This is a genomic window from Streptomyces sp. NPDC032745 (assembly GCF_055579465.1).
Window position 1 is genome coordinate 110791 of sequence record NZ_JBVING010000018.1, and the last position, 26428, is coordinate 137218.

Below are 26428 nucleotides of genomic sequence, written 5' to 3' on the forward strand. Positions count from 1 at the left end.
AGGTCCGGACACGACTGGTTTCGCGTACGAATATCCGCCACCCGAAGTGGCCTGCGTTCATGGAATCGACCTACATCCGCTTGACCGATGAACCTGCGGCAACGTAGCTTCGACCGCACCGACTCGCGGGCTGCTACTGGAAGGAGGCGAAGCCGGATGTCAACCATCTCCGAACTGCTTCGCCTCGCACACCAGATCGCCTGGGCTCCCGGTCGTGTAGCACACGGCTGCTGAGCAGCCCCCTTCCCGGCGTGCCCGATTGCGGCCCCGGCACCTTCCCATCTCTGTCACCATCTGCGGCACGTCGTTGCGTGCCGATTTGTTGCGCTCGGGGTTAACGAGCTGCGACCACCGAAAGAGAAAGCTCCTCAAATGGCGACTTGGACAGTCACATCGACCGCGCGCCGAAATGCGAGTGCGTCATGGTAGCGGCGCGGATCACGGTCAACGGGAAAGAAACACCGATCTCACCGGCTGCACCCCACACCACAGTGCTGGATTTTCTGCGCGAGCGTGGCCTCACCGGCACCAAGGAGGGCTGCGCCGAGGGTGAATGCGGCGCCTGTTCGGTCCTGGTGGCCCGCCCCGGGGTGAACAAGCCCACTGACTGGGTGGCGGTCAACGCCTGCCTGGTCCCGGTCGCGGCGCTCGACGGTCAGGAGGTCATCACCTCCGAAGGTCTCGCCACCGCCGGCGAGTCCGGCATGCCGGCCGCGTTGCACCCCGTGCAGGAGGAGATGGCCGTCCGCGGCGGTTCCCAATGTGGTTACTGCACACCGGGATTCATCTGCAGCATGGCCTCCGAGTACTACCGACCCGACCGCTGCGCGCACCCGGACTCGGCCGACGGCACGGGCACCAGCACCAGCACCAGCACCGAGCACGGTCCGAACGGTTTCGATCTGCACGCGCTGAGCGGAAACCTGTGCCGCTGCACCGGCTACCGCCCGATTCGCGATGCCGCGTTCGCCGTCGGCACGCCCACCGAGAACGACCCCCTGGCGCAGCGTCGCGAGCAGTCCCCGCCCGAACCGGTCTCCACCGAATACACCGGGGACGACGGCGTGTTCCTGCGGCCGAGCACCCTGGCCGATGCGCTGCAGCTACTGCGCGAGCGGACCGACGCGGTGGTCGTCGCCGGCAGCACCGACTGGGGGGTGGAGGTGAACATCCGTTCCCGCCGGGCGAATTGCGTGGTCGCGGTCGACCGTCTGCCCGAACTGCGGGAGATGCGAGTCGAATCCGACCACATCGAGATCGGGGCGGCGCAGACGCTCACAGAGATCGAACGCCGCCTCGACGGCAGCGTCCCGCTGCTGGCAGAGCTGTTCCCGCAGTTCGCATCCCGGCTCATCCGCAACAGTGCGACCCTCGGTGGCAATCTGGGTACCGGCTCCCCCATCGGTGACAGCCCGCCGGTGCTGCTCGCGCTGGAGGCATCGGTGGTACTCGCCGACGCCGACGGTGAGCGCGAGGTCCCGCTGTCCGACTACTTCACCGGCTACCGGCAGAGCGTGCGCCGTCCCGGGGAGCTGATCCGCGCGGTACGCATCCCGCTGCCGCTGTCGCCGGTCACGGCCTTCCACAAGATTGCCAAACGGCGGTTCGACGACATCTCCAGCGTGGCGGTCGCCTTCGCCCTCGACATCGAGGACGGGATCGTACGAAAGGCACGCATCGGCCTGGGCGGCGTGGCCGCCACCCCGATCCGCGCCCTCGACACCGAGGCGGCCCTGGAGGGCAAGCCGTGGGCGGCGGAGACCGTCGAGGCCGCGTCCCAGGTGCTGCAGGCCCAGGGCACACCCATGGACGATCACCGCGCCAGCGCCGGATACCGCTCCGCGATGCTCGGCCAGAGCCTGCTGAAGCTGTACGCGCAAACCACCGAGGCGGTGTCGTCATGAGTCATTTGTCCGAGCGCCCCGAAAAGCCCGTCGTCGGCGTTTCCATGCCGCACGAGAGCGCCAGCCTGCACGTCACCGGCGCCGCGCTCTACACCGACGACCTGGTCCATCGCACCAAGGACGTACTGCACGCCTACCCGGTCCAGGTCATGAAGGCCCATGGCAGGATCACCGCGCTGCGCACCGGGCCCGCGCTCGCCGTGCCCGGTGTGGTCCGCGTACTGACCGGTGCCGACGTTCCCGGCGTCAACGATGCCGGTATGAAGCACGACGAACCGCTGTTCCCCGATGAGGTCATGTTCCACGGCCACGCCGTCGCTTGGGTGCTCGCCGAGACCCTGGAGGCGGGCCGGCTCGGTGCGGCGGCCGTCGAGGTGGAACTCGACGAACAGCCCTCCGTCATCACGTTGCAGGAAGCGATCGCGGCGAACAGTTTTCACGGCGCCCGGCCCTTGATGGTGACCGGCGACGTCGAAGCCGGCTTCGACGACTCCGCGCACGTGTTCACCGGCGAGTTCCAGTTCTCCGATCAGGAACACTTCTATCTCGAGACGCACGCGGCGCTGGCCCACGTCGACGAGGGCGGGCAGATGTTCGTCCAGAGCAGCACCCAGCATCCCTCGGAGACGCAGGAGATCGTCGCGCACGTACTCGGCCTGCACAGCCACGAGGTGACCGTGCAGTGCCTGCGGATGGGTGGCGGCTTCGGCGGCAAGGAGATGCAGCCGCACGGGTTCGCGGCCGTCGCCGCGCTCGGCGCCAGGCTGACCGGTAGGCCGGTTCGGGTGCGGCTCAACCGGACCCAGGATCTGACCATGTCCGGCAAGCGCCACGGCTTCCACGCCACATGGAAGATCGGCTTCGACGCCGAGGGCCGCATCCAGGCCCTGGACGCCACCTTGACTGCGGACGGCGGCTGGAGCCTGGACCTGTCCGAGCCCGTCGTGGCCCGCGCGCTGTGCCACATCGACAACACCTACTGGATTCCCCACGCGCGCATCGCCGGTCGCATCGCCAAGACCAACAAGGTCTCCAACACCGCCTTCCGCGGCTTCGGCGGACCGCAGGGCATGCTGGTGATCGAGGACATCATGGGCCGGTGCGCGCCGCTGCTCGGCCTGGATCCGATGGAGTTGCGCGAACGCAACTTCTACCGGCAGGGCCAATCAACGCCGTACGGACAGCCGGTCACCCACCCCGAACGGATCTACACCGTCTGGCAGCAGGTTCGAAGCGACGCCGGCATCGCCGATCGCAAGCGCAAGATCGCGGCCTTCAATAGCGCGCACCCGAACACCAAGCGGGCGCTCGCGATCACCGGTATCAAGTTCGGCATCTCGTTCAACCTCACCGCCTTCAACCAGGCCGGCGCGCTGGTGCTGATCTACAAGGACGGCTCGGTCCTGATCAACCACGGCGGCACCGAGATGGGGCAGGGCCTGCACACCAAGATGCTGCAGGTGGCCGCGACCACGCTGGGCATCCCGCTGCACAAGGTGCGGCTGGCCCCGACGCGTACCGACAAGGTGCCCAACACCTCCGCGACCGCCGCCAGTGCCGGGGCGGACCTCAACGGTGCGGCGGTGAAGAACGCCTGCGAGCAGTTGCGCGGGCGGCTGCTGCAGGTGGCCGGAACCCAGCTGGGTGCGAACGCCTCGGACGTGCGCATCGTCGAGGGCGTCGCACGCGTCCTCGGCAACGACAAGGCACTGGCCTGGGACGACCTGGTGCGCACCGCGTACTTCCAGCGGGTCCAGTTGTCGGCGGCCGGTTTCTACCGGACCGAGGGTCTGCACTGGGACGCGAAGGCGTTCCACGGCTCGCCGTTCAAGTACTTCTCCTACGGCGCCGCCGCGACCGAGGTGGAGGTGGACGGCTTCACCGGCGCGTACCGGATCCGGCGGGTGGACATCGTGCACGACGTCGGCGACAGCCTCTCCCCGATGATCGACATCGGCCAGGTCGAGGGCGGTTTCGTGCAAGGCGCGGGCTGGCTCACGCTCGAGGACCTGCGGTGGGACGCCGGCGACGGGCCGAACCGCGGTCGGCTGCTGACCCAGGCCGCGAGCACCTACAAGCTGCCGAGCTTCTCGGAGATGCCCGAGGAGTTCAACGTCAGGCTGCTGGAGAACGCCACCGAGGAGGGTGCGGTGTACGGGTCCAAGGCGGTGGGTGAGCCTCCGCTGATGCTGGCCTTCTCGGTGCGGGAAGCGCTGCGGCAGGCGGCCGGGGAGTTCGGGCCGTCCGGAGTCAGCGTGGAGCTCGCCTCCCCCGCGACACCGGAGGCGGTGTACTGGGCGATCGAAGCAGCCCGCAAGGGCGGCGTGCGGCACGACGGTCGCGTCCCCGACGGCAGCGAAGTCCCCGCCGACGCAAGCGCTTTGAGCAATGCCTGACATGAACTGGGTGGCCGCGGTCGCGCGGTTGCGGGCACGCCGGGAACCCGGCGTGCTCGTGACCGTCGCGACCGTGCGCGGCCACGCACCCCGCCGGGCCGGTGCCAAACTCGTCGTGGGACGGACCGAGACCTGGGGTTCGATCGGCGGCGGCAACATCGAGGCCGTGGCCATCGACCGGGCGCGCGAGCTGAACAGCGCGGCCGGTCCGGAGCCGGAGCCGGAGGTGATGGAATTCGCCCTCAACGACAAGGTCACCGGCCGGCACGGCGTGCAGTGCTGCGGCGGAGCCGTCACCGTACTGCTCGAACCGCTGCCGGTGGTCCAGGCGGTGGCCGTCTTCGGTGTCGGGCACGTCGGACTGGAACTGGCCCGCATCCTGGCCCGACACCACCTCGACCTGCACCTGATCGACACCCGCCCCGACATGCTCGCCGACGAACGACTCGGCGTGCTCGCGGATGCGGTGGCGCAGATCCACGTGCACCACACCCCACTGCTTCCGGAGGAGGTGCTCGCGGAGCTGCCACCCGGCACCCACGTCCTGATCATGACCCACGATCACGCCGAGGACGCCGCACTGTGCGACGCCGCCCTGCGCACCGACGGTCTCGGCTCGATCGGGTTGATCGGCTCGTCGGCCAAATGGGCGCGGTTCCGGCAACGCCTGGCCACCGAGGGCGGCCACGACGCCGCCACCATCGACCGGATCAAGACCCCGGTCGGAATCGCCGGGATCACCGGCAAGGAACCCGCCACGATCGCGGTGAGCGTCGCGGCAGACCTGCTCCGGTCCTTCGAACAGGACCGCCACCGGGCAGCGCCGAACCCGGATGGAGCCACCCCGGCACCGGAGAATCGGCCATCGTTGAGCGAGTCGATGTAATAATCACCCTGCGAGTTAGTCTATTACCTACTCGGGGGGAACCTTGCCTTTCGCGCGCACGGCCGAGGCCGCACGAGCATGGGTCCATGGCTGGACCGTTTCGCGCGGCGCAGCCGAACCTGTGCCCCGTACCTGGGGTTTCACCATCGACGTCGGCCTACCCGGACACGTCATGCGCCACGTCCTGCACTCCGCAGACGAAGCGACCGTCCACAAGGTCACCGAGCACGCCACCGCGCCCGGCGTCTGGTTGAAGGCATTCGTCCCACCGGAAGCACTCGAACCCTGGCTGGCACCTGGCTGGCACCTCGCCGGCGGAGCCGGCTACCTGATGTCCGCCTCGCTCTCCGTCCCCCACGCCCGAGCCCTGCCCGAAACACCCGACGGTTACCGGCTGGATACCTGGACTCGTGCCGGCGTCACCCGCGTCCTGGTCCGCACCGCCGACGGCGCTTTCGCCGCGCGCGGCCAGATCGCCGTCACCGGCCCCAGCGCCGTCGTCGACCAGGTGGAGACCGACCCGGCCCACCAGCGTCGCGGCCTGGGACGCCTGGTGATGCACAGGCTCACGGCCGCCGCCGCAGGGCAGGGCGCCACGGCAGGTGTGCTGGGCGCGACGCCGGAAGGCCGAGCCCTGTACGAGACGATGGGTTGGCGCGCACTGGCTCCGCTGACAGGAGCCATGCGGGGTCCGGGCTCGTCCGGGATCTGAGCAAGGATCAAAAACCGCACCGCCGCCATGAGGTGATCGCGAGCTCGGCAAGAGACGACGCCCGTTCTCGCGCAGACTGCTGACATCCCGCAGCCACCTGGACCCGCTGCTCCAACACCGCTTCCCCGCACTCAGGGCCCGCCGGATGAGCACGTTCGACCACAAGGTGGTGGACGTCCTCACCCCGACCATCGAGCGCAATGGAGTCGGCCTCGCGTTCGCCGCGGTCACACGTCGAGTGGCGCGCGCACCCGTTCGGCCGTCACGAAACGGTCATCGTCCGGTCCCATTCCGACACCAAAGGTCGGCAAGTATTCCGGCAGAGAACGTTCAGCCCGGCACTGCCGAGCCGTACCGACCGGCGATCGCATCCGGGCCTCGCGGCGGGACCTCCGATCCCTGCCCTGTACGTACGGAGCCGTTCGGGTGACCCACCGCAAACCGAAGCCGCGACTGGTGTCGCGCCGCACCGCCATGGCCTGCACCGGCGGCGGACTCATCGCCACCGCTCTCGGCGTCGTCGTCGACCCCAGCGGGGACCCCGTGCCCGGCCGAGCGGAGACGCAGGACGTCGGTGGGGCAGGGCCACCCGCCGAAACGACTCCCGAACGGGGGCAGGCGTGGATGCCGGACGTCACCCACAAACCGCTGGCGGTGAACTTCACTCCGGGCGGGATCAGGGAGATGCGGGGTCTGGTCCTGCATGTGCAGGAGGGCGAGAACTCGCTCCACGATCGCTTCAGCGACCCGGCAGTGGAGTGCTCCGCGCACTTCTGGGTCTCGCAGTCCGGCGAGATCGAACAGTACGTCTCCGCGCACGACCGGGCCTGGGCGCAGTCCGCCGGGAACCCGTCGTGGCTCTCGGTGGAGACCTCGGGATTCGCGAGTCGGCCGCTCACCGCGCAGCAGGTGGACTCCGTCGCCCGGATCTACGCCTGGGGCATGGCGCAGCACAGGTGGCCCCTCGAGGCCGCCTCCACACCGCTGGGCCAGGGGTTCGGCATCCACAGCATGGGCGGCCAGGACTGGGGCGGCCACGCATGCCCCGGCCCTCTCCGGTCCGCCCAGACGGGGGCGATACTCAGCGCGGCCCGTGTGAGGTACCCCCGGTAGGCGTCGCAGTGTTGGCGGCGGATCCAGTCCGACCCTCGAGCAACATCACGAGCAGGGCTGGTGTCGGGCCGAGTTCGGTGACCAGCGGACGGGAGCAGGAAGCCATTCCGTCCTGCGGTGGCTTCAGGATCCGGCCCGTGCGGCAGCGTTTCCGTACACGGCATAGGCCAGCCTCGTCGGATCGCCGGCGTTCTCCCGGATGGCGCTGCGCGCGGCGAGCGAGGCCTCTCCGAGTGTCTGCTGACCGGATGCGAAACCCTCGTAGAACGCCTTCGCGAACGTCAGTGCGGAGTCCGAGCGCACCGGCCAGAGCGTGCCCACGAACGCTCCCGCCCCGGCCCGCAGGAACTGCGGGGCCCAGCCAAGGGTGTTCCCGAACCAGTCGATCTCGCCCGCGCTCCGGCAGGCATTGAAGAAGATCAGGGGACGCCCATCCCTTAGGGACCCGGACTCCGCCGCCTTCGCCAGGTCGATCGGGTCGAATGGAGCGTCCGCCATGGTGATGTGGGAGCCCTGCGCGTTGAACGTGTTATGGCACGCGAAGTGGATGAGCCCGGTGTGTCCGAGGTCTATCAGGTCGGCGAGCTCCCGGTGGGTGGTGATGGCCCTGGCGCCGCCCGTGTCCTTCCCGGCGCCTCCTGTGAGACAGGCGTGTACCGCCTCCATCTCGGACACGGCTTCGGGCGGCGAGCCCGGCGGTACCACGAAGGTGGCGTGGTTGAGGGGAAGCCGGCCAACGTGCTTCTGGTGGTAGACCCGGCGGACCAGCGGAAGCCACTCGGAGAGGAAGCCTGGACCCTCTTGCTGACCGTTGACGGGATACAGTAATTCCCAGGGCACGACGTCCTGTTCGCCTATGACGGTGAAGGAGTTCATGCGCGCTGCCTGGTCCCAGAACTGCCGCTGGACGGCAGTCGGGACGGCCGACGTCCACAGCGTGGACCCGAGGTTCACCAGCCGCCGGTAGCGGTACTGTGCGTCGGAAGCCCCACTCGGACCCGCGGCCTTGGCCATGGCACACAGCTCCCGGTAGATCTGTTCGCCGGCCCGGCGAGGGTCGTTCCCGCGGAAGTGGAAGATCTCTTCCTCGTGCCAGGTCGCTCCGACCAGCCGGAATTTGTACGTACCGGCCGTCTCGTCCTTGTCCACCACCAAGGTCGTCTCGCCCGGGTCGTACGCCATGCTTTCCAACGGGGCGTGGCGCGGCAGCCCGTCGCGGGTTACGCTCCCGGGTTCCACGGTGACCGCGCAGCGGACCTCGCCCAGGCACGTCGGTCCGCGGAACGCCCGGACGGTCACCGTGTGCGTACCGGGCACGGAGGTCCGCAGTCCGAAGAGCAGCACGGTCGAGCTCTTGTGGGGGAAAACCGTCAGCTTCTGCTGAAGATCGTCCAGGGCGACGAGCCCCGGTGCGTGGACCGTGATCGTCAGACGCGCTCCGCCGGGCGGCAGGGCGACCAGCCCGGCCAGCGGGCTGCCGCGCTCCTCCCCGGAAACGACCTGGACCTGCAGCGGGATCGTCCGGCCCGGTGCGGCCTGCTCGGCGAAATCGACGACGATGCGGTGTGGTTCGGCGCCCTCGGCGAGGAGGTGGTCCGCGGAGCCGGGGCCACCAGGGTCCCCGGCACGGCGGGGCGAGGAGGGTTCGGCGTCTGCGTATCCACCCTGCCGGTCGGCCCTGGACACCTCGGGGCCGTGGCCGGCATAGGGCAGTCGCGCCGTCCCTGCCCGTGCGGCACGGTCGCTCCTCGCGGAGAGCTCCCGCTCCCGTGCAGCTAACCCAACGGTGACGCTTTGAGGTTCTGGCCTCGGGGGCTCGCTCCCTTCGCGGACGAGCCACGTGAGGATCTGCGGCATGGCCTGGAGCACTGCGGCATGCACGGGCTCTGCAGCCGGAGCGGCCACCGCGCCGGGAATCCGCTCGGCCAGCCAGCGGGTTCGGTTGCGGTCTTTGGCCTCGGCATGCCACAACAGAACCGGAGCGGTGATCGCCGCCGGGTCGAAACCCCAGGGCCTGCTGAACGCGAGGATGTCGTCGATCCAGCCGTATGCCGACGTCCGCAGCCCTTCGCGGTAGTTGCGCAGAAGCATCGACCGCAGACCAGCATCGGCTACGCCCATCCGGTCGTGGGCGGTCAGCTCACGCCGGAGTTCGTCGAGCAGACTCCCCGGGTCGCGACGCAGTTCCGTGGCGGGAGCCAGCAGATGGCCGGCATCCCCCTGCGGGTCGTGGCCGGCCGCCCCTCGATGGCCGTGCACCGGCTCATCCATCCCGTCGAACGAGTCCAGTCCGTCCGCACCCCACGGCGCTGTCCCCATCATGACCGCGACGCGGGTCACGCGATCGGGCATCAAGGCTGCGCAGGCAAGGGCGTGCGGGGCTCCGCCCGACCTGCCCACGATGGCGAATCGCTCGAAGCCGAGCTCGTCGGCGATCGCGGCGACATCACTCGACCCATCTGCCACGCTGCGCCCCGGATACCGGTCCGACCCGCCGTAGCCGGGACGGTCGTACGAGATGAGTTGCGTGCGCCGTTGGTAAAGCACCATGCCGCGCGGCATCGCACCCAGCCGGCTCCCCGGTGTGCCATGCAGGAGGAAAACGGGTTGGCCCTGGGGGTCCCCCAAACGCTCGACCGAAATACGCCTGCCGTCCTCTGTCCGCACCAAGTTGCGCACGATGGATTCCTCTGGGATGACGGGGCTTGATCTTGGGCTTACAGTGCCGCCGTCATGGCCTTGTTGATCTCCGCTGCCACGGCTGGCATCGACCAGTAGGCGGAGTGGGTCCATAGCCCGGAGCTCGCCGCATGCGGTACGGGCACGTCCAAGGGGTGTCCGCCGTGGTGGTGCCGGAAGACCCTCGAAGCGCAGAAGGCGAGCACGTCGAGAGGCTCCCACAGGTTCACCCAGTGCGCGAGTGACGCGGGCAGCTCGACGTTCTTCTCGCCGTCGTAGGAGCCGAGCTGACCGCCCCGTGGATCGCAGACGTGGAAGAACGCCGCCTGCGAGCCGAAGGTGAGTAGCCTCGCCGTCCACAGCGGCGAAGCGGCCGTCGCCATGTCGACGGCGATCACGCCCCCGAGGCTGTGGGCGACGATCCTGACAGGATGCTCCGGTGTGCGGCCAAGACGCGGATCGACGGACCCGATGACCTCACGGACCCGTTCGTGAATGGCCCTCTGGTGTCGCTGATAGACGAGTACATCGCCCAGGAAAGCCGTCGCGCCCGGGCCTACCCGCGTACGCAGAGCATGGTTGGCGCGCCCGGCAACGGCCTGGACTGCGGCTCCCGCAACACGGTCCAGGTCAGCCAGGCGCCGCTGAAGCACGGCGCGCCATCCCGAGGGGTCCCTCGGTTCCTTGCCGGCCCGCAGCTCGCCGTAGGGGTCCTCTTCTTGAAAGGAATCGAGGTCGACAAGGACCCCGGCGAGGGCGCGGCCGGTCTCGCGCAGGAGGGCTGGGTCATCCAGGGTGCTCAACCAGCGCGTCTGGGGCCAGTCGGCCTCCAGGACGTCCAATCCGTCCTGAAGACCTGAACTTCGAACCGGGTCTGCACGCAAGCCGGATCCGTCCCCGTCCGGCGCGACGTCGAGGCAGTCGGCGATTTCCTGTGCGACCTGGGGCCAGTTGTCAGGGTTGCCGCGTCCGAGCCCCGGTCGAGCCGGGCCGTTCAGGGCCCACGGGAGCCCGGAATCGTCCCCGGCTCCATCCCGTAGGCCGGAGCCGGCATTCTCGGCGGCCGCCTTGGCCGTAGGGATGGTTCTTTCGATGAAGTCGCTCTGGGCGCCGAGGTCTCCCCAGTACACCGGGACCAGCTCAAGCCCCGTTGCTGCTTGCAGTGCAATCACCGAAGCGGTGAAGGCGCTCGGATCGCGCTGTGCGACGCCGTGGATCACGAATACCGGTTCACCCACGCCGAATCCCCCCGTCCCGCACCCGCGCGCGTTCGCGGACTGGGGACAGCATGGCGGGCCGGACGCAGCCTGCGCCAGAGTCCCGGCGGTAACTGCAAGCCGCACGGATGGTCAACGTAGCCTGCGTGCGTGCGAGAAGTGGGCGTGCCGGCTCAGGCTCCACGCCGAGCTCTGCACACCGTTCCAGATCTCCTGTTCGGATGCGTCGCTCCATACGGCCCGGGTAGTCATAGGAAATCGTGACGATCGGACTGCAAGGAGTGATCTCGTGTCACTGGTACTGCGGGCGGTGGACATCATGGGCCCGACGTCGTGGCGCTGGCTCATGCAGGACGAGCGGGGGCGGCTGCTGGCCGATCACCAGGTCCAGCTGGACTCCAAGACGTCCGAGTACGAGGCGTTCTGCGACCTGTACGGGTACGTGAGTCGCAACGCCGTGCCGGATCGGCGGGCCGCCAGTGAGGCGGCGCTGACGGCCCGGGTGGGAGAGCGGCTCGGGTCGGCCGTGTTCGGGAAGGAGATCAGTGCGGTACTGGCTCGCAAACGCCCCGTCACGGTCGAGGTGCGCCTGTCAGAAGAGGCGGCATTTCTCCTGGACCGCCCACTGGAGCTGCTGCACATCGACGGCCGGCCTTTGGCCCGCTGCGGGGTCAGCCTGGTGCACGTGCTTGAGGCGGTTAAGGATGCCCGGGACTCGGAGGGCCCGGAGCACAAGACGCCGGTGGGTGACCAGTTGCGCGTCCTCGCGATGTTCTCGATGCCGTCGTCGACCACGGTGCTGTCGCTGCGTCGAGAGCGGTACGAACTGGTCCGGATGGTCCGGCAGATCAGCAGTCGGTACCGGCGGTCGATCGAACTGAGGGTACTCCAGTACGGCGTGACGAGAGATCGACTGGCCGAGGCCGTCGGTAGCCATCCCGGCTGGGATGTGCTGCATGTCAGCGGGCACGGGCTGCGAGGCGGCGTGCTGTTCGAGAAGCCGGACGGTACGCCCGACTGGGTGTCGACCGGTGAACTCGTGGAACTGCTGCGCCCGGCACGGCACCGTCTCAAGCTGGCCGTCCTGGGGGCCTGCCAGTCCGGCGCCGCCACGGCCGCGGAGACGCTCCGATGGCTGGGGCTCGATGTTCAGGCCGAGATGCTCGAACAGCAGGCCGAGGCGGAGACCCGTGGTTCCGGTTCGCCCGGCGGGGCGGCGATGGGTCTGGCCCGGGGACTGGTCAGCGAACTGGACGTCGCCGTGCTGGCGATGCGCTATCCGGTGGCGGACGACTTCGCGATCGCCCTCACACGTGAGCTGTACCCGAGGCTGCTGCACCGGGGCCAGCCCGTGGATGTCGCCGTCCGGGACGCGGTTCCCCGCGCGGCCGGGGACCGGCCCTCTCCGGGGCGGCCCGCGCTGTCTGCAGCCACTCCGGCCCTCTTCGGCGGTGGCACTGTCGGGCTCACCGTCGCTCCTCCGCACGGGGAGCCGGTACTCGACCCGTATGCGCAGCGCATGGCGTGGTTCCCGCCGGAGCCGGAGCGGTTCGTCGGCCGGACACCCACTCTCGTCGACACGAGCAGGGCTTTGGCATCGGACAGCGGACGTAGCGGCGTACTTTTCCTGGGGATGGCCGGGGCGGGCAAGACCTCATGCGCACTGGAGGCCGCGTACCAGCACCGCGACCAGTTCGGCGCCTTCGCGTGGTGGCAGGCCCCGACCTCTCCATCGGACACGAGTCACGCTCTGTCCGGGTTGGCGCACGCCTGGGAGGAGCAGCTCGGCCTGCCGATGATGCATGCCGTCGAGGGTGCACGGGAACTGGAGAGGTTTCTGCCCCGACTGACGGCGCTCCTACGTGAGCAGGCGGTGCTGCTGGTACTCGACAATGTGGACACCCTGCTCACACCGGCGGGACAGTGGCGCGACCCCATGTGGGCGTCGCTGTTCGGGGCACTGACGGGCCACGACGGTGAGTCGCGTGTGCTTCTGACCAGCCGGATCGCACCTGCCGGGCTACCTGGGTCCGTTTTGTCCTGCCCGACCCACGCGCTCACCCTGGCCGAGTCGATCCTTCTGGCCCGGGAGTTGCCCAATCTCAGCCGATTGCTGCGCATGGAACACTCCGCGGAGCGGGTGGCCGAGCACGTCGAGCCCGATCCGGAACTTGCCCGGCAGGTCCTCGACGTGGTGCAGGGACATCCGAAACTGCTCGAACTCGCCGAGGCAGCCACGGCCAACACCGTTCAGCTTCGCGCCAGGCTGGCAGCCGCGCAGCAGGCCGCCCAGGGACGAAGCGCCGGGCTGGGCGCGTTCTTCGGAACGGGGTCGAGTGACCTGGACGCGCAGCAGTTCCTGGCCGTCCTGGGTGCTTGGACCGGCACCGCCCTGGCGGATCTTTCGGAGCCGGCCAGGGTCCTGGCGGCGTTGCTCGCGTGTGCTCGGGACGACGATCGCGACTCCCATGTCGTCGGAGTGGTGTGGCCGTCGCTGTGGCGCGACGTCGACGGCGGTGAGACGCCGGATCTGCAGGCCTCGCTCGCTCCACTCGTCGCGGCCAACCTCGTCGAGGTCACGCGCGAGCACCAGGGTCACCGCAACCTCGAGATCGAGCGGTATCGGATGCACCCGGGCGTGGCCGAGGCTGTGCTCGGCGCCGTCGAGGACGAGTTGCAGGCGGCAGCCGACGGCGCTCTCGGCAGGTTCTGGGGTGCGGCCGTGTACGTCGGTCTGGACCAGGAGTCCACCGGAGGCCGCACCAGCGAGTTCATCGTTCGCGCGGCACTGTCGGCGGCGCCCTATCTGCTGAGGGAAGGCCGTTGGGGCGACACGGTGTTCATGCTGCAACAGGCGGACCGGCGTAGCGGGTCGACGAGTACGGCCGGACGGATGGCGGTCTACGTCCGCCGTGCGATCGACGGCGAAACGGACCCTGACCAGCAGGCATGGTACCGGCGCTTCCTGCTGGAATTGCTTCTGCGTTTCGATCAGGCCGAGGCCGAGGCCATGCTGTCGGAAGGCGGTGACGCGGCCGACAGCGACAGCTCGGAGGACGCCCGGGTACGAAAGTTCGCATCCGTGCAGATGCTCCGCTCAAGGGGTGATCTCGGCGCGGCACTGGAGGCCGCCGACGGCCTGGTCGCCTTGAGCGGGAATGCCTGGGAGGAGGCCCGAGCACAGGCGGAACGGCTGCTCGTGCTCCTTCACATCGGACGCGTGGACGAGGTGACGGAGGGCGCGTCGGCTCTGCTGGAACGCCTCGGCACGCTGCCGGAACCCGAGGCGCACGGCGGTATCACCTCCTGGGATCTCCGGGAACGCGTCCTGGCCCTCGCCGTGCGAGCGGCCGCCCAACGAAATGACTGGGTCGACGCGTTGGAGTTCAACCGGCGCATCCAGCTCAGCGAGCGGGAGCGGGGGGCACCTGCCATCTGGCAGGCACGGACATGGCTCAACAGCCACGGCCCGCTGCTCCACCTCGGTCGCTACGACGAAGCGGAGGTCGTCCTACGCCAGTGCCAGCAGGTATTCGAGGACGAGGACGAATTCGCCTTGCTGGGTGGTGTCTTCATCGCCCGTGCGCTGTTGCAGGTCGCGCGCGGCCGACTCGACGAAGCGATCACGCTCCAGTACACGGCACTGCGCTACACCTACCGGCAAGCCGATGTCGAGCCCATCGCCGCCGGCCACCACAACCTCGCGGGATATCTACGGCACGAGCACCGCGACGCGGAAGCGGTGGCGCACGCCACCGCAGCAGCCCTGCTGCGCAGGGCGACCGGACGCATCGGCACCCTCGACGACACCATGACACGGCTGGCGGCACAGCTCCGCCGCAGCGGCGAGCCGCACGCCGGCGACCTCGATGCGCTGGTGACCGAACTGGGTCGGTTCGACGGCGTGGGCTTCGGCGTGCTCTTCGCCAAGGTGCTCCCCGATCCACAGGAACGGGAGAAGCAGTTCGCGGCCGTGATCGGCGCCGTGCACCGGCCCGCCGAGCCCGAACTGCAGCGGTGGGCCCCGGTGGTGAGAGACGTTGTAGCGGCAGCGCGTGGCGACGAAGAGACCGCTCGGGGCGTGGCGCTCTTCCTCGACCAGTTGGACCGGGACGAGCAATGGACGGCCCTCGCCACGGCCTTGCGTGAGACGCTCGCACGACCGGACGCCCATGAGACGGCCTCCGGCCTGGACAGTCTCGATGACATCGCAATCCTCGTCGTGGCTCTCGTCTGGGTCGAACTGAGCCGGGACGACGGGTCGGCCAAGGCGCTCGCCCGCACTCGGGCAGCGGTGCGGCTGCTACGTCGAACCCGGTCGAGCTACGACATCCACACGGCCTACGCCCTTTCGGTCCTCGGGGTACAGCTGTGGCTGTCCGGATCGCGCGAGGAAGCCCTCGGCGTGCTGAAGGAAGCCGAGGCCAAACTGCGGCACCGAACTCAGGACCGTCCCACGGCTTATGAGCCCGAACGGGCGGAGGCACTGGACAACGTGGCTGCCGTGCTGGCGCGGACCGGGCGGCCCGCTGAGGCACTCGAGCCGGCACAGGAGGCAGTCGCACTGCAGCGGCGGCTCGTGCGGGCAGACCCGGCCATGCACCTGTCTCGTCTCGGACGCTGCCTGGACAACCTCGGGGTGTGCCTGTCGGCACTGGACCGACACGATGAGGCCATCGAGGTCCTCGAAGAGGCCCTTTCCCTGAGGCGGGGCCTCGCGGCCGGCGATGCAGCGACTCACTGGGCCGACTTGGCCGACTCTCTCGGAAACCTTGCCATCGCCCTCGCCACGAGCAGTCGCCTCAACGAAGCACAGTCCTTGGCCGAGGAAGAGATCGCCCTGGTGCGGCAGCACATCGAGGAAGATCCCCAAGCACTCAAGCCGCGACTTGCCCGCGCCCTCACGAACACGAGCCGTTTCCATCAATTGGCAGAGCAGTGGGAAGCGACGCTGACGATGCTCGACGAGGCCGTAGACCTCCAGCAGCCAACAGCCGACGCCGCGATGACCGACGATGTGATCGAGAGTCAGTTGTCGGTGATATCGGAGGTGCTCGATCAGTACGCTGAGCGACCCGATGTGACCTACCGGGCGTACGAGATCGTCCGTCGGCTCGCCCTCGGCAGAGAAGGGCCGTTCGAAGGTCAATTGAGCATTGTTCTCACGACCATCGGCGTCAGGTTGATGCACCATGGACGACTGGACGAGGCGCTGACAACAACCCAGCGGGCTCTCGAGATCCAGCGTCGCCTCTGTGGTTCCGATCCCTTCTTCCGACTGGCGGTCACAGGCGCACTCTCCATCCTTACGGCCATCACTTCCGCGCTGGACCGGTGGTCCGAGGCGCTGTCCTACGCCCAAGAGGCGGTTGCACGACATCGTGAGCTGGTGCGGGTGAAGTCTCCGGCGCCCTATCCTGGCTTCCCCCAGGCACTGGCGAACCTCAGTCTGGTGCTGACCGTCCTGAATCGCTGGAGCGAGGCGCTGGACACGACTGACGAAGCCATCGCCGCCTACGAGGCACCCGCGTTGCCCAGCACAGAGGCTCCCTCTCGAGACGCATTGGCGGACCTGCGCACCAGAAGGGACTACATCTTGAGGCACCTGCAGCCCAACGGCTGAGCATGTCGGCGGCTCGTCGGGGTGCCTTCGTCCCCTGCAGGGGGCCTGTCCGGCGGCTCAGGCCTTCGGCGTGAGGTCCACGGCGTGGGTCATGTTTTGCAGCGCGCGCATGCCTGGGCTATCCGGGGTCGACGCCGGTCAGGTCACAGCTTGCGTCCCACAACCGCGCCGCGACGGAGGCGTCGGCGAGGTGGTTCCACACCGGTCCACGTCGGGGCTCGCCCCGCAGGCCGAAGACGCGCGGTCCCCACAGCTGGCCTCCACGCACGGCCGGGTCGAGCACCGCCCGGACCGCGGGCCATGCGCCGGCGTGCTTGCCCTGGACGAGGAGGGCCGCAGGCGCCGCGCTCAGCCGGGCGCTGGTGGTTCGCACATGTACCGGCGGCCGTGACGGGGTGAGGGAGTCCAGCGCACCGCCGGGATGGACCACCACGCTCGTCACCGTGCTGCCGGCAGCGCGCAGACGGCGGTCGAGTTCGACGCCGAAGTACATCTGCGCCAACTTGGAGCGTCCGTAGGTGCGCTTGGGCCGGTAGTCCTTCCGGGACTGCAGGTCGTCCAGGTCGAGCCGCTCGGACTTTGCCGCGAAGCTGCCCGTGGTCACGACGCGGGCCTCCGGCGCGGCCGACAGCAGCGGCATCAGCCACCGGGTCAACGCGAAGTGCCCGAGGTGGTTCGTGCCGAACATGAGCTCGTGACCGTCCACGGTCTCCCTGCGCGGCGGGGCGTCAAGCGCAGCGCCGGCGTTGTGGACCACCGCGTCAAGGCATTCCACTCCCAGTGACTTCCCCACTGATTGCAGCGACGAGAGGTCGGCGAGGTCCAGCCGGAGGACCCGCACCCGCGCACCGGCAACACGTGCACGGATCGAGGCCATGGCGACCTCGGCCTTCGCAGGATTCCGGCTGCCGAGCACGACGGTCGCTCCGGTTGCCGACAACTGCTCCGCGACGAAGTACCCGATGCCGGCGTTGGCACCGGTGACCAGGAAAACGCGGCCATCGGCACGCGGCAGCCGTTGGACCTTCCAAGGCGGGGTGGAGGATGCGGACGACATGGCGACGGGCTCCCTTGCTGGTGAAGGCGGCTGCAACTGCTCCGCCGGCAACTCGGCACCCACGGTTCCAGTGGCCACCGACACATCGCCTATCGATCACCGACAGCCCCGCGAGACGGCCGATATCCCACCGACACGGTGCTGACCCGTCGCCGCACCATGCCGGAACGTCGCGTTGGCCAACCGGAGCAGGGGTCGGGGGCGCAGCGCACACTAAGGTGATCGGCATGGAGCCGGTGCCCACCCTCGTGTACTCGGACAGCCCCTTCATCGACTTCCGTGACTACGACTTCGCCGGGGGCTGCCATGGCTATCGCTGGGTCGCCACCAAGTACTTCCGGCTGCCAGCCGATGTGCCCGACGACCGCGACGTGTTGGCGGCCTTGATCGCGCACCCCCAGTTCCGGGACACGTACGACGGAGCGGGCGTTCAGGACTGGCCTCGGCACGGCCAATGGTGGCTTGACCGCATCACCCCCGACACCTACAAGGCAGTCGACGACGCAGCCGCAGCCGACGTCATCCACTCGTGGGCCAGCCAGCACGGCAACATCCCGGGGAATCTCGAGGCACGCCTGCGGCAGGAGATCTACACGCCGATCCACACGGCAACCACCCGATACGTGCTGGGACAGCTCCCCGAGGACGCGTTCCACGACTACGGCCCCATCCACATCGACTACCACGAACTGGTCCTCATCGACCGCCCAGCAGCCGCACTCACCCTGCTCGTCGCAGCCGACGACTAACCCTCCTGGGACTGCACCGCCGATGCTTGAAGCCGAGGCATTCGGACAGTTCCAACATCTGACTCCACCATTGAGCCGTTTCCCTCGGATCACCTTGCCGGCCAGCTCTCGGTCCTACGGGGCCGGGACGGCGTCCGGCCGTGTTCTTCAGGTCTGGTGGCGCCGGCCACACCCGGACCCGCCTAGCGGCAGGTGGCATGGAATCACTGGGCTTCTCCGTTCCGGTGGCACTGCTCGCGCTCACGCGCACCGGGGTCAAGACCGGCTACGCCATCGACAGCGTCCGCAGCACCACTCAGGACGAGGAGCACCCGTCCGAGAAGGGCCGGAGCCTCGTCGGCACTGCGCCGCCGGCCGACTCAGCGGGATGCCTTGCGGCGCAGGCGCAGCCATGCCCAGGTTCCGACGCCAGCCGCAGCCAAGGCGGCAGCTGCCCCGAGGAACCAACGGGCCGGAGATGCCACTTCGGCGGCCAGGAGGCTGCGCGCGGGATCGTGGCAGTCGGCGGGGGGTGCGGTTACCCGGTAGCGGGCCCACTCCTTGGCGGGTTTGCCCTTCTCGTTCCAGTGCACGACGTAGACGCCGGGTTGGGCGTCGCACCGGATCCGGACCGTGGCACTCACGTGCCTGTCTCCGCGCATCACCACCGGCCGCGTGAACCCCGGGGACGACAGTTCCACCATGCCGTCGTTGCCCATCTCCAGCCCGTCCTCGGCATGGAGTTCCCCGCCGGCCGGCACGGAGCGTACGTCCCAGGGCGACGCAGGCCACTGCGTACCCTCGGGGTAGCGCTCCTCCCTGGACTCCGGCGGCCGCGCGGCCACCTGCCGCGCGCACTCCGCCCGCTCCGCCGCGTCGGCCGGCGCCACCCGGATCCTGCCCCACAACCGGTCGATCTTGGAGGCGTTCTCGTCGCCGAGGGGCGATCCGAACCGCACCTCGTAGGAACCCGGCTCGATGGTGCAGGAGACCGTCGCCACCGCCTTGAGGAGGAGGTCGTCCATCCGGAAGGTGCCGTCGGCGGCGAAAGCCGGCGAGGCCACCCGGACGTCACTGAACGCGTCCCCGGACCTCATGGCCTCGGTCGTCACGATGACCCGCTCCCCCGGTCGGACGGACAGCTCGGCACTGCTGGGCAGCGGCCGGGGCGGGTCCTCGGCCGGCGCCGCTAACGCGCTGCCCACTCCTGTCGCCAGCAGCAGTGCCAGCACTCCGACGGCACCGATCCTCGTCGCTTCTCTCCCCATTTGAACCCCTTCTCCTTTCGTCGATGATCTTTAGATCCCTGCATACCCTGCCCCCTCACCGAACTGACGCATCATTAAGGCCTTCTGCGCTGCGTCAGAGGAATCCGGGGGCGACGGGACGTGCACGTCCTTCAGGGCCGCCACCTTCGACGAGGCATGCCGGCTGCGGGCTCACCTCGATGCCCGCTCTCGCCGCCAGGACCAGCACCGTGGCGACGAACCTCTAGGACAGGGCAGCCATGCTGCTACCCTCCAGACGATCAGCACAGCGCCTGGGGGCACTTCATGAGCTTGGCATTCGTTCTTCTGACCGCTGGCCCCATGTGCCTCGTCGGGGGAAGCGTGATCGCACTGAACGTCCGGGGAAGCGCCCATGCACTGGAACGCAGGGCCGCGGGCAACCTCGAGCGGGCCATGCACGCACCGGGAAACCTCGGCCCGCCCCAGCAGGTCATGTCCGCCCAGGTCTACCGGTACCTGGCGACAGCAATAGCCCTCGGCGGACTGGTCTTCACTCTCGGCGGCCTCCTGGAACTCGCCTGACACGGACAGGCATCGGCGCTCCACACGGCCCGGCAGGCAGTCAGTCCCGGTGCGGCGCTCGCGGGCGAGCCGGCCTGGCCGGTGCGGGCCCAAGGCGGGGGCGGAGGCGGCAGACCCGCCCGCTGCGTCGCAGAGTGGACGGTCACTCGCGGCTGATGTGTCCTGCGGGGCAGTGGATCCGGTGCGGGGCGGCGTTCCCCAGCCAGGCCAGCGCGCAAGGCGAACCTGACCGACACCAAGGAGCAGGGCAGGGTGTGGGTAATGCGGCCCCTCTACGACTCCCGCCCCACCATGACGACCTGTGGTGGCAGCTCGACTTCGATCACACATACGATGCCGACATGATCGCCGCATCCGTGGACACCACCTCACAGAGTTACGCCATGGGCCAGGTGGTCGGAGTCCTTTCCGTCGCCGTTGTCGCCATCGTGCTGCTCTGGCGCCTCACCCGCTCCTGGCGCGCGCCGTCAACCCCGGCGGGCGGCGATGTGGCCTCGACCCTGCACGAGACGAGGAAGCGGCGCCTACTCGTCATCGGTGTGACCGTGCTGATCGCGGGGGGCGCGGGGGTGAAGGCCGCGGCCTCGTACAACCCCGAGCCCCGGGCCTCCGAGGCGATGGCAACCGGGCCCGTTCCCCAGGGCCGGGGTGCGCCGGCGGGCACGCCGCGTTCCGTCGTCCTGCCGGCCAGCTTCGCGGACTTCCGGCTGATGACCGGTGAGGCCACCGAGCGGACCGAGGCCGCAGTGCTCGCGGGCCGCAAGCTGCCCGAGGGATTGAAGGCCGGCTACTACGACAAGGACGGGGACGAGAACCTCGACCTACTGGTCTTCGTCCGCAGCGCGGAGTGGGACCCCAAGATCCTCGAGGAGAAGGCCACCAAGTCGATCACGCAGGAGTTCCGCAACTACTTCGCCGGCGCGAAAGCCCACGACGTGACCCGCTTCGAGCCGGGCCCGTACGGCGGAGGCCTCAGCTGCGGCCTCGCCAAGGGCCCTGACGGCGACCAGGCAATGTGCGCCTGGAGCGACGCCACCACCTTTGGCGCGGTCCGGATCGTGCACCCGACCACCCTCACCGACGCTGCACAAGTCACCCTCGCACTCCGCAACACCGCCACGCACTGAACACGCAGCCGTCGCGAAGATGGCGCAACGCTCGAACTGTGAAGTGCTTCCTGAAAATCGGCCACCCGGTACTCGGCGGTGACCCCAGGCCCGCTCACCGGATCTCCCCACTCATAGGGTGTTTGGCCTGGGCTCGAGCGGCCTGATCACGCCTGCGTACCGGTCGCTATGCTGCCGGGATGACCGCGCAATCGCCCCCACCGCTGACCCTGGAAGCCGCCAGAGACCTTCAGAAAACACTTCAAGCCGACATCGGGCCGGGCCTCAGCGAGCGGGAACTCGACGCAATCGAGGCACGGTTCGGCTTCAGCTTCTCGGCGGACCACAGGGTCTTCCTTGCCGCCGGGCTCCCGCACGGTTCGCAAAGCTGGCCCGACTGGCGGCATGGCGACCCCGAAGACTTGACTTCGCGGCTTTGCCAACCGGTCGAAGGAGTGCTCTTCGACGTGGAGTACAAGCGCTTCTGGCATCCCGCCTGGAGCCCAAGGCCTGCAGAGACGTCCGACGCGCTGCAGCTCGCCCGGTCCGAGTTGGCGGCCGTACCGCAGCTGGTCCCCATCTACAGCCACCGCTACCTGCCTGGCACCGCCGGCGAGTGGGGCCACCCGGTGCTGTCCGTCCACCAGACCGACATCATCTTCTACGGGAACGACCTCGCCGACTACATTCGAAACGAGTTCACCGGCCGGGCGAGCAGTCTTCCGGTCCGCGCGACCGTCGACTTCTGGTCATACTTCGTCGAGCGCGGTCCGAGCACCGACGCCACCGCACCCACGCCGTACTCCCCGTACGCCGTCAGCGCGCAGGAGGCTGTCGAATGCCTGCGGATGCTGGCATTGGAGAGCCTGATCGGCCGGCAGCACTACCCGCACCAACTGATCGAGGCAGGGCTTGCGGCACTGGTCCTCGATGTCGAGGCGCAATCGCTTCCGCTGCTCGCCGGCCTGTCGCGCGCGGAGCATGAGAGCGCCGATGCGCTCTTCGACCAGGTACTGACCGAGCTGGGGCTGTCCGGCGTCCTTCTCACGGACGACACCGGCACCCCTTGGGAGGCGGCCCGCTGGGAACTCGTGCGCTGGTGGCTCCGGTTGATCGTGAACGGAAGCCTGGCCCCCGGTGCCGGCGGTGACGTGATCACCTACGAGGGCTGGGGCGCGCTGGCCCGACCCCAGTCGCTTCAGCCGCTCGTCGACAAGGTCGACGCGTACAACGACTGGGACGCAATCCGGAACGGCACACGCGAGCAGCTGACCGGAGCGATCGTCGCAGAGGCCGAACGGCTGCTCGCCGGTCCCTGGCCGCCGCTGGACTGATCTCCCAGCCGTCGCGTGCCGGCGACCGCCTTCTCCTCGTCGGCGGCGCGGCTGTTTCCCCCGGTGGCGGTGGCGTTGCCCGTGTCCTCGGCTTTTGCGGAACCGCTGCCCTGGCCCAGCCAGCGTTTGACGCCCGAGACGGCGCTCGTGCGCGTCGGCCGTTCCAGTTCGGACGGCCGTGTCGTCCGTGCGGGCCGTGCGGTGGGCGGAGCGCTGGTGCAGCGCCCGGGTCAGGGCGGCGGTGCCGACGGAGGCCTGGATGGAGTCGCCGGTGAGCTGGCCCGCATCGGAACGTCCAGTACCCAGATCAACGGTGTGGAGTCCGCTGCTGCGACGGCCACCACGATGGCCGCGGCCTTCCGCGTACGCGACATGCCGAGACCCTGCGGTCGGTCGGAGCCCCGCCGGGGAGCCGCCGCCGCGCCCGCCCGCCCGCGCCGGTTCCGCCTCTTCTTCCTGCTCCGTTACGTGTGCGACGCCCCGTCAGGCCGGGGTCAACGCGCGGCGTAGGCTGGGGTTCCGTGCCACGGCACGTAAAAGCGAAATAAAGGAAGGCTGATCGTGCGAACTCCCCTCTCATGGCTTGCCGGCAGGTACTTACTCGGAGCGAAAAGCGTCAGACTGGCCGCACTGGGTTCGGTCGTGGCAAGTATCGCGATCATCGTGACCGGTGGAATCGTCCGCGTCACCGGATCCGGTCTCGGCTGCACCGATTGGCCCATGTGTACGGGAGAGACGCTGGCCCCCACTGCGGAAATGGGAGTGCACGGCGCCATTGAATTCGGGAACCGGCTCCTGACCGGGGTGCTGTGCGCGGTGGTGGGCTGGGTCATCATTACCGCACGCCTCCAGGAAAAGCCGATGCCCGCGGTGTTGCGCGGAGGCTGGGCGCAGTTCTGGATCGTCGTACTGAACGCGGTCGTCGGCGGAGTGACCGTATGGATGCGGCTGAGCCCGTACATCGTCGCCGCACACTTCCTCGCCGCCACGCTGCTACTCACCGCCGCGGTGTACACCTGGCACGCGGCGTACGCCGATGACGGTGCCGACGGCGCCGCGCGTGGCGCGGGTGGCGCGGGTGGCGCGGGTGGCGAAAGCGACGAGGGCGGCGAGGGTGCCCGGCCCGGCGCATCGGCCCCGCTCGCGCCGCGGCCCGCCGCGCGGATCCGGTCGCTGTCGGCGGCCCTGGTCGCGGTGACGGCCCTGCTGGTCGTCGTGGGTACGCTCGCCACCGGTTCCGGACCGCACGCGGGCGACTCCTCCGACGTGGCGCGCATGCCCTTCAACTGGACGGCCGTGACCGTAGCCCACGGCGTGCTGGCCGGGGCGGTCCTGGTCCTGGCCGGAGTGCTGCTGTCCGCGCTGCCCCGGGACGGCTTCGGCGCCGCGCGCCGCAAGGCCGCCGTTTTCCTCGCCGTGCTCCTGGGTCAGGGCGTCGTGGGGCTCGTGCAGTCGCTGACGGCCCTGCCCTCGCTCGTCGTGATGCTCCACCTGCTGGGCTCGGCTCTGGTGTGGACGGGAGTACTTCAGGTGCACTTCACGGTCAAGAGGGCCTCTTTCGGTCATTCGGGTCCGGTGAGCGGTGCACCGCTGCCGCGTGCGCAGGGTGCCGCGACGCACGCCTGATCCACCGGAAGACCAGTGCATCTTACATGTACTCGACAATTGGAATTCGACATTCCACTTTCGTCCACGCCACGCCTTCCGGCCACCATGGACGACGGCATCGAAAAAACGTTCTCGCAAATCCCCATCCCCCCTTGTTAGGTTGAATATCAATCGAGCGGAAGGGGGTGACACAAATGAACGACCACGAGGTTGTCGAGTACGAGGCGCCCGAAATGCTGCCCATCGGCGAGTTCTCCGAGCTCACGATGTGGTACGGCTGGGCCAGCAACGACGGTGAGGGCACGGCGATCATCTAATCGCCGCGCGCAAATTCAGTTGGCTAGGGGGATTCCTTGAGTGCGTCATGGTTCATCGCTTTCCCGGAGAACGTCGATGACGCATTTCCGGTATCCACCGGGCCCTCTGAGAACACCGAAGTGCTGACGTACGCCTCGGGCCGGACATGGGTGGTCGCGGACCGCTCCCATTCCCGCCTGATTGCCGCGGAAGCCGGCGCCAGACGCCTCGCGCTGTTCGGCGAGACGAGCATCGACGCGGGGCGTCTGGCCCACCTGCTGGCGCAGCACGAGCGAGCCGCCGACCTGATGGCCGCCGCGCACGAGATCGCAGGCAGCTTCCACATCCTCCACACCGACGGCCGCTCCACCCACATCCAGGGCAGCGCCTCGGGCCTGCGCCAGGTGTTCTACACCCGGCGGCAGGACGGCTCGTACGCCGCATCCGACTCGGCCGAACCACTGGCCCGGCTGAGCGGTGCCACCCCGCGCATCGAGATGGTCGCCTGGGGGATGCTGCACCCCGGATTCGACTACGGGCTGACCCACGGCACCTACTGGCACGGGGTCCACCGGCTCCCCGCCGACCAGCGGCTGCGCATGACCGCCGACCGGGCCGAGACCACCACCTGGTGGCGTCCCCCGGCGCCGGAACTGTCGGTCGCCGACGGCGCGCCGAGGGTACGGGCCGCGCTGGAGGAGGCGGTGGCCGTCCGGCTCGCCACGGCCGGCGGCCTCTCGGCGGACCTGTCGGGCGGCATGGACTCCACGTCCCTCTGCTTCCTGCTGGCCGGCCAGGGCGCCCGGTTCCAGTCCTTCGTCGAGCAGACCGTCGACCCCAACCACGACGACGCCCACTGGGCGGCGATCGCCGCCCGGGAGATCGACCGGCCCCTGACGGTCCTCGGCCCCGAGGACGTCCCGGGTCCGTACGACGGCATCTGGGAACCGGGCCGGGGACTCGTCCAGGACGTCCCCTACGGACTGGGCGAGCCGTACACCCTCATCCGGAACCGGGCGCGGAAGACCGCGATGTCCAGGATCTTCGCCGCCACCGGCTCCGACGTGCACATCGGCGGATTCGGCGGGGACGAGCTGTTCACCATCGCACCGTCGTACTTCGGCGACCTCTACGCACGCGCACCCCTGCGGGCGGTCCGCGGCATCCGCGACCTCGCCCGCCTGAGGCGCTGGAGCCTGCCCGCCGTCCTGCGCGCGCTCGCCCGGCAACAGACGTACCAGGGCTGGTTCGAGGAACAGCTGAGCAGTCTGCACCTGCCCCGGCCGGACGTCCTCGGCCCCGGCCTGAGCTGGGGCCCGCAGGTCCGCGTGACCCCGTGGTCGACACCCGCCAACGTCGAGGCCGTCCGCGCGGTCGCCGCCGCCGGTGATGCCGGCCGGACCCCGCAGGCGGACACCCGCTCGGTGCACACCAGCATCGCGGGACACCGCATCGGCGGACAACGGCTGGGCCCGCTGCGCGCACTGATGGAGCACCAGGGGATCACCCTGTCGCTGCCGTACATGGACGACGCGGTACTGGAGGCCGCCCTGTCGGTCTCGCGAGCCGAGGCCCTGCCGGGTACCGGATTCAAGCCGGTCCTGAAGGCCGCCATGCGGGTGGACGCGACGCCGGACTCCCGGGCGGGCGCACTCTCCCGCTCCACCAAGGGCGAGTTCAGCATGTCGGTGCACCGCGGCCTGGCCCGCAACCGCCGCTCGCTCCTGGGCCTGTTCGAGGACTCCCTGCTCGCCGAGCACGGCCTGGTGGACATCGACCGGCTGCGCGCCACTCTGCGGGACACGATGCGCCCCGAGTACGAGACCAACGCGCTGGAGCTGACCGTTGCCGCCGAGGCCTGGATGCAGGCCGTCGCGACGGCCCCGGCCCCGGCCCCCGAACGCCCCCTGAAAAACCGACGACTGGCCTCACCATGCTGAAGATCTCCCCTCACGTC

General features: G+C 69.2%; 17 protein-coding genes and 1 pseudogene. 13 read left to right on the top strand and 5 right to left on the bottom strand.

What is annotated here, in order from left to right:
• Positions 1–422 precede the first annotated feature (422 nt).
• The 5 genes from ACZ5WG_RS35020 to ACZ5WG_RS35040 all read left to right on the top strand — a co-directional run bounded on the left by ACZ5WG_RS35020 (position 423) and on the right by ACZ5WG_RS35040 (position 7011).
• Entirely contained in the window at positions 423–1904 is a 1482-nt protein-coding gene (locus ACZ5WG_RS35020; protein WP_468728527.1) for a xanthine dehydrogenase small subunit, read from the top strand.
• Complete coding sequence (gene xdhB, locus ACZ5WG_RS35025; RefSeq protein WP_468728529.1) at positions 1901–4300, top strand: xanthine dehydrogenase molybdopterin binding subunit; 2400 nt, start codon at positions 1901–1903, stop codon at positions 4298–4300. The genes ACZ5WG_RS35020 and xdhB overlap by 4 nt, the downstream gene beginning before the upstream one ends.
• A gap of 1 nt (position 4301) precedes the next feature.
• Positions 4302–5186 (top strand): xanthine dehydrogenase accessory protein XdhC, encoded by an 885-nt coding sequence (xdhC, locus tag ACZ5WG_RS35030; RefSeq protein WP_468728639.1) that lies wholly within the window; start codon positions 4302–4304, stop codon positions 5184–5186.
• Positions 5187–5358: 172 nt separating this feature from the next.
• Positions 5359–5898, top strand: a complete 540-nt coding sequence (locus ACZ5WG_RS35035) for a GNAT family N-acetyltransferase (protein ID WP_468728531.1) — start codon at positions 5359–5361, stop codon at positions 5896–5898.
• Positions 5899–6324: 426 nt separating this feature from the next.
• The gene (locus tag ACZ5WG_RS35040; protein WP_468728533.1) at positions 6325–7011 is read left to right on the top strand and encodes a peptidoglycan recognition protein family protein; all 687 of its coding nucleotides are present in this window, start codon (positions 6325–6327) and stop codon (positions 7009–7011) included.
• 123 nt (positions 7012–7134) lie between these two features.
• Here the strand turns inward: ACZ5WG_RS35040 and ACZ5WG_RS35045 are convergent, their stop codons facing one another.
• The 3 genes and pseudogenes from ACZ5WG_RS35045 to ACZ5WG_RS35055 all read right to left on the bottom strand — a co-directional run bounded on the left by ACZ5WG_RS35045 (position 7135) and on the right by ACZ5WG_RS35055 (position 10928).
• On the bottom strand, positions 7135–8193 hold the full coding sequence (locus ACZ5WG_RS35045) for a CHAT domain-containing protein (RefSeq protein WP_468728640.1): 1059 nt from the start codon (positions 8191–8193) through the stop codon (positions 7135–7137).
• A 627-nt stretch (positions 8194–8820) separates the two neighbouring features.
• Positions 8821–9690 (bottom strand): annotated as a pseudogene (locus ACZ5WG_RS35050) (alpha/beta fold hydrolase); the annotation flags it as partial.
• A 38-nt stretch (positions 9691–9728) separates the two neighbouring features.
• Complete coding sequence (locus tag ACZ5WG_RS35055) at positions 9729–10928, bottom strand: hypothetical protein (protein WP_468728534.1); 1200 nt, start codon at positions 10926–10928, stop codon at positions 9729–9731.
• A 268-nt stretch (positions 10929–11196) separates the two neighbouring features.
• On the opposite strand from ACZ5WG_RS35055, the gene ACZ5WG_RS35060 reads away from it, so the two are divergent.
• Positions 11197–16530 (top strand): tetratricopeptide repeat protein, encoded by a 5334-nt coding sequence (locus tag ACZ5WG_RS35060; RefSeq protein WP_468728535.1) that lies wholly within the window; start codon positions 11197–11199, stop codon positions 16528–16530.
• Positions 16531–16648: 118 nt separating this feature from the next.
• On the opposite strand, the gene ACZ5WG_RS35065 is transcribed toward ACZ5WG_RS35060, so the two are convergent.
• Entirely contained in the window at positions 16649–17587 is a 939-nt protein-coding gene (locus ACZ5WG_RS35065; RefSeq protein WP_468728536.1) for an SDR family NAD(P)-dependent oxidoreductase, read from the bottom strand.
• A gap of 227 nt (positions 17588–17814) precedes the next feature.
• Here ACZ5WG_RS35065 and ACZ5WG_RS35070 point away from each other — a divergent pair, with 227 nt between their 5' ends.
• Positions 17815–18336: a hypothetical protein gene (locus ACZ5WG_RS35070; protein WP_468728537.1), complete on the top strand. Its 522-nt coding sequence runs from the start codon at positions 17815–17817 to the stop codon at positions 18334–18336.
• Positions 18337–18695: 359 nt separating this feature from the next.
• Here the strand turns inward: ACZ5WG_RS35070 and ACZ5WG_RS35075 are convergent, their stop codons facing one another.
• Positions 18696–19583, bottom strand: coding sequence for a hypothetical protein (locus ACZ5WG_RS35075; protein ID WP_468728538.1), 888 nt, complete (start codon positions 19581–19583; stop codon positions 18696–18698).
• Between the two features lie 342 nt (positions 19584–19925).
• Here ACZ5WG_RS35075 and ACZ5WG_RS35080 point away from each other — a divergent pair, with 342 nt between their 5' ends.
• The 6 genes from ACZ5WG_RS35080 to ACZ5WG_RS35105 all read left to right on the top strand — a co-directional run bounded on the left by ACZ5WG_RS35080 (position 19926) and on the right by ACZ5WG_RS35105 (position 26411).
• A complete protein-coding gene (locus ACZ5WG_RS35080; RefSeq protein ID WP_468728539.1) occupies positions 19926–20126 on the top strand; it encodes a hypothetical protein in 201 nt (66 codons plus the stop codon).
• 341 nt (positions 20127–20467) lie between these two features.
• On the top strand, positions 20468–21253 hold the full coding sequence (locus ACZ5WG_RS35085; RefSeq protein ID WP_468728540.1) for a hypothetical protein: 786 nt from the start codon (positions 20468–20470) through the stop codon (positions 21251–21253).
• 179 nt (positions 21254–21432) lie between these two features.
• Entirely contained in the window at positions 21433–22566 is a 1134-nt protein-coding gene (locus ACZ5WG_RS35090) for a hypothetical protein (protein ID WP_468728542.1), read from the top strand.
• Between the two features lie 561 nt (positions 22567–23127).
• A complete protein-coding gene (locus ACZ5WG_RS35095) occupies positions 23128–24192 on the top strand; it encodes a COX15/CtaA family protein (RefSeq protein WP_468728543.1) in 1065 nt (354 codons plus the stop codon).
• A 176-nt stretch (positions 24193–24368) separates the two neighbouring features.
• Positions 24369–24491, top strand: a complete 123-nt coding sequence (locus tag ACZ5WG_RS35100) for a lasso RiPP family leader peptide-containing protein (RefSeq protein WP_133895650.1) — start codon at positions 24369–24371, stop codon at positions 24489–24491.
• 120 nt (positions 24492–24611) lie between these two features.
• On the top strand, positions 24612–26411 hold the full coding sequence (locus ACZ5WG_RS35105; protein WP_468728544.1) for an asparagine synthase-related protein: 1800 nt from the start codon (positions 24612–24614) through the stop codon (positions 26409–26411).
• The last annotated feature ends 17 nt before the right edge of the window (positions 26412–26428 follow it).